Below are 10,043 nucleotides of genomic sequence, written 5' to 3' on the forward strand. Positions count from 1 at the left end.
CTGGTCGTCCGTTCGATCGCCCCGCCTCCGATCCCACGGGGATATGATCAGGGCATTCGACCAACCCCGGCTATGAGTGAGGCAGCCGATGGCCGAGAGCGATCCGCTGGCGACGCAGCGGGAGACCCCGCCGCGCATCGTGGCCGAACTTGTCGCGGCCGGGTTCGAGGACGTGCACGAGATCGGCCGGGGTGGTTTCGGCGTCGTCTACCGGTGTCGGCAGCCCGCCCTGGACCGCACCGTGGCGATCAAGGTGCTGACCTCGGAACCGGACCCCGACAACCTCGAACGCTTCCTGCGTGAGCAGCGCGCAATGGGGCGGCTGTCCGGCCACCCGAATATCGTCACCGTCCACGAGGTCGGCGCCACCGCATCCGGTCAGCCGTACATCGTGATGGAGTACCACCGCCGCAACTCGCTCGAGGCCCGGATCCGGGAGCAGGGCCCACTGCGGTGGGAGGACGCACTCGGGATCGGCGTCAAGATCGCCGGCGCGTTGGAGACCGCGCACCGCATGGGCATGCTGCACCGGGACGTGAAACCGGCGAACATCCTGCTCACCGACTATGGTGAGCCGCAGCTGACCGACTTCGGAATCGCTCGGGTCGCCGGGGCTTTCGAGACCGCCGCCGGCGCGGTCACGGGATCTCCGGCGTTCACCGCCCCGGAGGTGCTCGCCGGACAATCCCCCTCCCGCTCGGCGGACGTGTACGGGCTCGGCGCGACTTTGTTCTGTGCCATCACCGGGCACGCGGCGTACGAGAGGCGCCGCGGCGAATCCGTGGTCGCGCAGTTCCTACGGATCACCCGCGGGCCGGCACCTGACCTGCACGGCGGCACCGGCATCCCGGATGATGTCGGCGAGATGCTCGAGCGCGCGATGGACCGGGATCCGACCTCACGCACCGGCACCGCCGCCGCATTCGGCGAGCAGTTGCGTGCGGTCGAGGAACACCACGGGCTGCCGGTGGACGAGCTACCGGTGCCCGATGCCAGCGAGCCCACCGACCTCGGCGCCGCGCACCCCCGCGCCACGACCGGCACCGGCCGCCGGCGGCGGACCGGATCCGGCCGGCTGACCCCACCGGTGCCTGCCACGCGGCTGCGCCCACCGACGGCGACCCGCCCCCTGGTGGTCCGCGAGCGCCTGCTGCGGCTGCTGCGTGTGGGTGGGCGGCGCATCCTGACGGCCATCACCGCCCCGCCGGGCTTCGGCAAGACCACCCTGGCCGCACAATGGTCGCGCGAACTGGCCGACAACGGCGTCCAGGTGGCCTGGCTGTCCGTCGACAGTGACGACAACGGGGCCGTGCGGCTTCTGGCGCATCTGCTCGAATCCCTCCGACAGGTGCGGCCGGCCCTGGCCCAGGATCTCGGCGCGGTCCTCGAGGAGTACGGCGACGACGCCACGCAGTATGTGCTCACCGCGTTGATCAACGAAATCCAGGAGTCCGAGGAGCACGTCGCTCTGATCATCGACGACTGGCACCGAGTCTCCGACTCCGCGACCATCGCTGCGATGGCGTACCTGTTGGACAACGCCGACTTCAATCACCTGCAGATCATCGTGACCAGCCAGGCGCGCACCGGACTGCCGCTGAGCCGCATGCGGCTGCGCGCCGAGCTGATCGAGGTGGACGCGGCCACCCTGCGGTTCGACCCTCCGGAGGTACGACGGCTGCTGGTCGAGCTGGCCGGACTCCGCCTGACCGACAACGACGTCGACGCACTGACCCGCGCCACCGGCGGCTGGGTGGCCGCGCTGCAGCTGGTTTCGCTGTCGCTGCGCGACAGCGACGATCCGGCAGGGCTGATCCGCGGAATCACCGGCCGCCACCATGTCATCGGGGAATACCTCGCCGAGAACGTCCTCGACACCCTCGAACCCCGAATTCTCGAGTTCCTGCTCGCCACCTGCATCTGCGAATACGTCTCTGCAGAGCTGGCAACCGTGCTCACCGGAACGACTCGATGCCAGTCGTTGCTCGAGGAGATCGAGGACCGCGGCCTGTTCCTGCGCCGGATGGACGAGGACCGCACCTGGTTTCGCTACCACCACCTGTTCCGAGAGTTCCTGCAACGCCGAATCGAACGCGAGACCCCCGAACGTGTGACGCAGCTGCACCGCACCGCGGCCCAATGGTTCGCCGAGCACGCGATCATCCGCGACGCGGTGACCCACGCCCAGGCCGCGGGGGATCAGGAGATGGCCGTCGACCTGGTCGAACGGCACGGCGCGAGCCTGCTCGAGCACTCCCAGGTGACGTCCACGCTGGCGCTTCTCGACAAGCTACCCCCGGCGGTGCTGTCCAACCGCCCCCGCTTGCAACTGATGGTGGCATGGACCACGATCCTGTTGAACCGCGTTCGCCCCGCCGAACAGGCCCTCGAGGCCGTCGAATCCCTCCTCACCACCGCGCCTCTCACCGCCGACGAGACCGAGGACCTGCGAGCCGAAGTCGGGGTGGTGCGTGCCGTCGTAGCGGCCCGGTGCGACCGCTTCGACACCATCGACGAGCTGGTCCGCCCCAGCCTGGCCCGGGCCGACTCGCTCTCACCCTGGGTAGTGTCCGCGGCCGCGAACCTCGCCAGCATGGCCGCGATCTACCGGTTCGATTTCGACGCGACGGAGCGGCTTCAGGAGTGGGCCGCGCCATACCACGCCCGCAACCACGGGCCATACGCCCACATGCACAGCTATTGCTGCCTCGGCCTCGCCGCGCACGAACGACTCGACATCGCCACCGCCGAGGAGCGGTTCCGGCAGGGTCTGCGGGTATCCCGCAGCCGGGGCGACGGGCACTCTCTCGCCGCCCGACTCGCGGCGTCACTGCTCGGCGAGCTGCTGTACGAGCAGGACCGCCTCGACGAGGCGGAACGACTCCTCGACGAGGCCTACCTGCTCGGCTACGAGGGCGGTGCCGTGGACTTCAAGGTGGCCCGGTACGCGATCGGCGCCCGGATCAAGGCGGTGCGGGGCGATCGCGCGGCGGCCGCGCAGCGCCTGGATGCGGGCGCTCGGGCCGCGCACACGCTGACGTTGCCCAGGCTGCGGGCCCGGATCGAGGAGGAACGCGTACGGTTGCGACTGCCCCCGACCGCCGGCATTCCCCCGCGCCCCCCGATCGCCTATCCGGAGCGGCGCCGGCCGGTGCACGGGGTCGACGCGATCACCGCCCAACTCGACGAGACCGTCGCCATCTGGGCACTGCTCGACGACGACACACCGGCGTCGACGGAGTTGGCCTGCACCTGGGCGCAGGAATGGGTGGACATACTCGCAGACGCCGGCCGGCCGCGGGCGCTACTGCAGGCACGGCGGCTGCTGGTCGACACCCTCGCCGCGGCCGACCGCGCCGACGAGGCCAAAGAGTTGCTCGCGACGATCACCGCGCAATGCGCCACGCTCGGCATCGTGCGCTACCTGCTCGACGGCGGGCCGCACCTGGTGGCGCTGCTCGCGGATCTGCGCGCGGACTGGGAGGCCGGGCGGTGGCGAGACGAGTGGCCCGCGGTGCCCGACCGATTCTGGGACGCGGTCACCCCGACAGAACCGTGATGCCCCGCCCATGCGCTCATCGCATCGTCCACAACCTCAGCGGCGCATCCACCCGCATCCCGCGGCCCCACTCCGACCGCGGGAGGGCGCGAACCTGCGGACCAACGCCCGGCCTCGTCGCGCCACCCGCCAGACTGGTCGATGCGTTGGTCAGAATCTGCCGCGCGGGGTGTTCGGCCGACGATCGGGTGTGCGAGAGGATGAAGCGTTCCTGACGCTCTCCGTCACGGTGCGTTGTTCGAGGTAAACCGCCGCAGTGGCCGAATCCGAATTCCGGCGTTCTGCCCGATGCGGTCACCGATGCCGGGGCGCAGCGCACGGCCACGTCCGGGCCCTGCTCATCCGTCGCCCTCCACGTGGGCGGGGATCGCTTCGCGGCCACCATGGTGGTCCTGCCGGAAGGGCTGTACTTCGGCCGGCTGGGCACCGACAGCGCCGACGACCTCGTCGACGCGTATCCGGCCGGCACCCTGGCCCTGCCCACCTGCGGGGCCGCGCCGTGTTCTCGCTTCCGGCACAGGCCGCCGAGCGCGCCGCACGCCAGGCCTGCGGCATCACCGCCGTCGACGCGCTCGAACACCTCTGCGAGACCGTCGGACCCGATTCGGACAGCCCCACGGTCGACGCGCATCTGGCGCAGCGCCGGTACCGGGTGGTGGTGCGCGCAGGGAAGCCGCAGACTCCGTCCACCACGGATGCGGAGCCGGCGCACCGGTCGCCTGGAATCGGTGGATTGTCGAGGAACTACACACGATCCCGTCCGAGCCGACTTGTCCACGCCGCTCCCCTCACCGGCGCAGTCCACCTACAGAAAAAACTCTGCGGCTCAGACCTGCTGCAGCCGCGGCCCAATTATTGCCGGATGACCGGGGAACTCCGACTTCGCGGGCGGCCGCGGGATTGCTCCAACCGCGGGCGCAACTCACCACCCGATCCTCTATCGGGAGGAGCCGCTACGGGGAGTGCTCGAGTCCCGTCTCGCTCGGTGACCTTCGGACCGCATGGACCCGATAAAGCTCATGCTCGCCGGCGAAGCCTTTCAGCGTGTACCTGCCCGCCGGCTCCGCGGCCACTGCCGCGCTGTCCAGCCGACGCATCGCCGCGACGTCGACAAGCACCTCGAGTGGTTTGGCGATCGAAGCGATGCGGCTCGCCCGGTTGAGCGGTCGACCGATCCAATCACCGGCACTGCGCACGGCAGTGCCCCATGCGATCCCGGCATGCAGCGGCGGAAGACCCTGCCGGTGCGCGGCAGCAAGGAGCTCCAGCACCACCGTGACCAGACTCGTCGGGTCCGGGGACAGCAGCAGCACCGCGTCCCCGACGGTCTTCACGAACCGCACCGGCGGGGCCACCACATCCGTGGTCAGAGCATCGAGTCGATCGGCCAACTCGCCGAGCTCCGATGGCGACAGTTGCTCCCCGAGACCGGTGAACCCGACCAGATCGGCGAAGCACACCGCGACCTCGTGTGCCCCGGGATCACGGTGATCGACCGTGTCGGCGTGGATCTGCTGACGCAGATACTGCCGAAGGCGCGTGGTGACGGCGCGACCGAGCAAGCGGGATTGAAACTCCGCGAACCGTCGCAGCTCACGGGCATAGCGCAGTGCCATCTCGGGGTGATCGGCGTCGGCATCGAGCTGCCGCTGAATCAAGGACACGGTCGCGCCGGCGAGGGTCGCGGTATTTCTGCCCACAATCCGGGCGAACGCGAACAGGTCGGCGTCCGCGCCGCCGAGAGCGCGGTACTCGGCCAACAGCCGGGCCAGACGCAGGTCGTCCTCGCTGTAGTCCGCCGCCCCCGCGGTCGACACCCCACGGCCCATCGAGCGAAACCACCGCTCCACATCCGACCTGGAGAGGCCGGTCCGCCCCGAGATCTGTTCGATCGTGTAGGTGACCCCGCGGGGAGTCAACGCATCGTCGAACAGCAGATATCCCAGCTGGCCTCGCCGGGTGGCCTCGGTCAGCGCTGCCACGTTTGCGCCATGGTCGGCGAGGTGCAGCAGGACGCGGATGCGGCGTGCTCTGGCTACTCCCCCCAGCCCGTCCAGCAAGCCGGCCGCCGCGAACTCACGAACGCGACGTCGGCGGCACAGCCGGGACGGCGCGGACAGCAGACGCCTCGCCAACGAAAGGAGCACTTCTGGATTGTCCCGGCTCGCGCCGCCTCCTGTCCCAGGAGTCTCGCGTCCATGACGACGACGTCGAAACGACCGGCGTCGGACATGGCCACTGCTGCCGCAAACGTCGCTCGGTACCTCGGGGTGACCCGGATGCCCTTCAGGATCAGCACTCGGTACCGGTGCCTCACATGCAGCACACAGAACCCGGTCGGTCGATCAGGGCGGTCGCCTCGACGTCGACGAGCCGTGCCTGAACGCCGTGGGCGAGCGCACCGAGAATCCGGGGCACCGCACCGCCGGAGGACGCGATCGCTCGCGCTGCCGGCTCCGGCCGACGGCCGGTGCTCTAATTCCTCCCCGACTCACACGGCCGCAACCCCCGAAAAAGCCTGTCCGGGTCGAGTTCGGCGGCCGGGGGAACGACCACACCGATCGCCCGGGCCTCGGTCACCGCCCGGGCGAGCAACAGGCGGGCCTGCTCGTAGCGGCACCGAAGGTCCTCGGGCAACGCAACATCGCGCAGTGCGACTCCGGCGGGGACCTCGTCGAGCGCCTCTGCGACCAGGGATCGCACGATGAGAATTCCTGTCTGCACACCCTCGACCGCCCAGCGTTGTTGCCAATCCATGCCGACCGCCCTCGACTCGGCTCAGCACCGATTTCACCTGCCGCAATTATCCGCCCCGCAAGTCCCTGTAGTCACGCCTCGAAGCTGGGCACCGCCGTCGGCGTCGGTGCACATCGCCCGCAGTTGCTCGAGGGGGACCGATTCCGCGAGCGGTCTACTCCGCTTCGGCAGTGAAGTACCCCGCCAGGCGCGCCTCCGCGAGAGCGCCTCAACAGATCCGTTGCCTGCACCTCCAACACCAGGCCGATACAGACGAGATCCACCATGTCGGTGATTCCTTCGCCTCGTTCCAGGCGCAGGATCGTGTGGTGGCTGACGCCGCTCGCCTTGGCGAGAGCGCCGGGAGTCAGGTGCCTGCGGAGTCGCTCCACTCGAAACTCCTCGGCAACCGGTCGCTGTGGTCGATTCCGCGGTCGTCGGGACAGATGACCCGGCCATGACTCGAACCTACGTCACCGAACGTGCAGGCGACAGAAGTGCGGGCGACGAAAGGGGCCCGCCGCCGACCGGCCGAGGATCAGTGCTGAACCCCGTCAGGCCTCGGTGACACGGGGCTTCTGATCCTCGACAACAAAGCTGGCACGGGTGTGGATGGGCGCGCCCGGGCGCCGGACATAGGGAACGACGCGGAAGTCGTTTCGCCACACCTGATGATCCAGGTCGACGCGCACGTATCCACGCTGCGCGTTGAAGAACTTCATGTCGGGGTTGGCGGCCAGCAGGCGGCGCCCGGTGTCGTTCATGTCGGCGCCGTCGCCAGCTGAGGTGATCGACGTTCCCGAGAATTCCGCCGCAACGACCGGTGATTCCGGATCGGTGTAGTCCCGGCGCAAGTCGGCGACGATGTTCTGGTGACGGTCCCCGGTGATCACCACCAGATTGCGGACGCCGCGATCCGCCGCAGCGCCGAGGACGGTGTTGCGATCGGCGACGTACCCGTCCCAGGAATCGGACGACACGACCGTCTCCGGCCCGGGATCGTTGTCGGTCTGGCCCATCGCCACCTGATTGCCGATGATCTGCCAACGGACCGCCGAGTCGATGAATCCATCGATCAGCCAGTCCCGTTGCGGTGCACCCAATATCGTGCGGTCGGTGTCGAGCCGGTCGGCGCAGTTCGCGGTGACGTCCTCCCCGCAGGCCTGCCGGTCCCGATATTGCCGTGTATCGAGCATGGTGATCTGCGCGAGATCACCGAAGCGATAGCGACGGTGCAGGCGCATCCCCGGCCCGGAGGGCCGCTGCGCGAGTCGCAGCGGCTGATGCTCGTACAGCGCCTGGAAGGCAGCGGCTCGGCGCCGACGGAACAGCGCGGAGATGCGATAGATATCGATGCCCAGTCCCGGCGCATCGGCGGCCCAGTTGTTGTCGACCTCGTGATCGTCCATGGTCACAATCCAGGGAAAAGCTGCATGTGCGTCCCGCAGCGGCTGCTCCGCTTTGTACTGTGCGTAGCGCAACCGGTAGCCGGGCAGATCGACGGCTTCGTCACGGTCCACTCCCATCGACATTCCCTCACGGCCGCGCCTCCACCCGCGTTCGTAGATGTAGTCGCCCAGATGGACGACCAAATCGAGGTCCTCATCGCTCATGTGCTCGTATGCGGTGTAGAACCCCGAACTCCACGATTGACAGGAGGCGAACGCAAACCGCATCCGCGAGGTGGGTTGTCCCGGAGCAGGGGCCGTGCGGGTCCGGCCCACCGGAGAGATCGCCGAGCCGGCACGAAACCGGTAGAAGTACCAGCGAGAGGGCTCCAAGCCGTGGATCTCCGGGTGCACGCTGTGGGCGAGTTCGCGCGTCGCGACAGCCGTACCGCGCGTCACCACCTGCCGGAAGCTCTCATCGTGCGCGACTTCGTATTCGACGGTCACCGGATCCCACCCCATGCCGCCGCGCCCGCCGGGGGCAAGCGGGTCCGGTGCCAGACGGGTCCACAGGACGACACCGTCCGGTGTCGGATCTCCCGATGCCACACCGAGTACGAACGGGTCATCTCCTCGCCACCGCGGCGCCGGCAAGCGCGCGCTGCTCACCCCCGACGTACCCACCAGCACCGCAGCCGCTCCGGCCATACCGACTCGCAACACCTGCCGACGGGAGAGGGACATACACCACGGTATATCCCGGCTGCGGTCAGCGAGCCGGACGACGGGGTGCATCACTATCGAGACTGCTCCAGGCCCGCTTCGGCCGCCGGTGCCGCCCTGGCAGCCCGAACCTCACCCGCCTGCCCCCGCACCGGCGCAGTACACGTCGCTCGTCGCCCCCGGCCCCGATTGGCTGGCCGAGCGGCTGTGCGACCGACGGATCGTCCGGCTGACGGGTCGTCTCGACCACGCTCGCGCTGCTCGACACCTCCGGCGACGACCCGGTGCAGCTGTGGCCGCACGACGTCGAGGCCGACCGGCAGCAGTTGCGGGCACTGCAGCAACACCTCGCGGACGTCTGCCGGCGCCCCGTGGAAGAGATCGCCGAGAACATGCGCGCACACCGGATCCTGACCGCCGAGCAGGCCCGTGACTACGGCCTGATCGACGCGGTCGGCGGGAACCGGACGCCGCCGCGCCGCGACCGCCGGGTGACGCGGCGGTCAGCCGAGGAACACCGCGACCCGATCCGCGAGATCGAGCAGCGGCTGCGGGAAGACGCCGAGCACCACCGTCATCACCGCCCCGGCGGCGACCGCGACGGTTGTCAGCACACTGGGGACCACGACCGTCGGGGCGTCGCGGTCCGGCTCGTCGAAGAACATCAGCACGATGACGCGCACGTAGAAGTACGCCGCGATCGCGCTGCTGACCACGCCGACGATCACGAGTGGAACGGCTCCGCTGCCCGCCGCCGCCCCGAATACGGCGAACTTACTGACGAACCCGCTCGTGAGCGGGATGCCGGCGAACGCGAGGAGGAACAGGGCGAAGACCGCGCCGACGAGGGGTGAGCGCCGGCCGAGCCCCGCCCAGCGGGACATGTGGGTCGCCTCCCCGAGATCGTCGCGGACCAGGGTCACCACGGCGAACGCGCCGAGGGTGCTGAATCCGTAGGCGAACAGGTAGAACATCGTCGACGCCAGCCCCGCCCGGTCGGCGGCGATCAGGCCGGTGAGGATGAAGCCGGCGTGGGCGACCGACGAGTAGGCCAGCATCCGCTTCACGTCGTTCTGCGTCACGGCCAGCACCGATCCCGCCACCATCGTCAGGATCGCGACGCCCCACAGCAGGGGACGCCAGTCGTCGCGCAGCCCGGGCAGCGCCACGTAGAACACCCGCAGCATCGCGCCGAACGCCGCGACCTTGGTGGCCGCCGCCATGAAGGCGGTGATCGGTGTGGGCGCCCCCTGATAGACGTCGGGGATCCACGAGTGGAACGGCACCGCCCCGATCTTGAACAGCAGGCCCACCGCGAGCATCGCCGCGCCGATCAATGCCAGTGTGTCCCCGTCCGCGCGGCCCGCGACGGCGTCGGCGATGCCCGCCAACCGGACCGTGCCCGCGTAGCCGTACAGCAGCGCCACGCCGAAGAGGAAGAAGGCCGAGGAGAACGCGCCGAGCAGGAAGTACTTCAGTGCCGATTCCTGCGAGAGCAGGCGCTGCCGCCGGGCCAGGCCGCACAGCAGGTACAGGGGCAGCGACAGGACCTCGAGCGCGATGAACATCGTGAGCAGGTCGTTCGAGGCCGGGAACAGCAGCATCCCGCCGACCGCGAACAGCACCAACGGGAAGAC

At 69.4% G+C, this 10,043-nt stretch carries 5 protein-coding genes; 1 reads left to right on the forward strand and 4 read right to left on the reverse strand.

The annotated features are described in order from the left end of the window. Nucleotides 1-88: 88 nt before the first annotated feature. Nucleotides 89-3,559 (forward strand): serine/threonine-protein kinase, encoded by a 3,471-nt coding sequence (locus CQZ88_RS05115; RefSeq protein ID WP_102799334.1) that lies wholly within the window; start codon nucleotides 89-91, stop codon nucleotides 3,557-3,559. A gap of 953 nt (nucleotides 3,560-4,512) precedes the next feature. Here CQZ88_RS05115 and CQZ88_RS05120 read toward each other — a convergent pair. From CQZ88_RS05120 to nuoN, 4 genes are all read right to left on the reverse strand, one after another. Further along, nucleotides 4,513-5,706 (reverse strand): adenylate/guanylate cyclase domain-containing protein, encoded by a 1,194-nt coding sequence (locus tag CQZ88_RS05120; protein WP_102799335.1) that lies wholly within the window; start codon nucleotides 5,704-5,706, stop codon nucleotides 4,513-4,515. A 328-nt stretch (nucleotides 5,707-6,034) separates the two neighbouring features. Then, on the reverse strand, nucleotides 6,035-6,316 hold the full coding sequence (locus CQZ88_RS05125) for a hypothetical protein (RefSeq protein WP_043799581.1): 282 nt from the start codon (nucleotides 6,314-6,316) through the stop codon (nucleotides 6,035-6,037). A gap of 533 nt (nucleotides 6,317-6,849) precedes the next feature. After that, nucleotides 6,850-8,427, reverse strand: a complete 1,578-nt coding sequence (locus tag CQZ88_RS05135; RefSeq protein ID WP_044475965.1) for an alkaline phosphatase — start codon at nucleotides 8,425-8,427, stop codon at nucleotides 6,850-6,852. A gap of 482 nt (nucleotides 8,428-8,909) precedes the next feature. Further along, on the reverse strand, nucleotides 8,910-10,043 hold a 1,134-nt coding region (gene nuoN / locus CQZ88_RS05145), incomplete at its 5' end, for an NADH-quinone oxidoreductase subunit NuoN (RefSeq protein ID WP_102799338.1).

The sequence above is a fragment of the Rhodococcus sp. ENV425 genome, assembly GCF_002887785.1.
Taxonomy (GTDB): Bacteria; Actinomycetota; Actinomycetes; order Mycobacteriales; family Mycobacteriaceae; genus Rhodococcus; species Rhodococcus aetherivorans.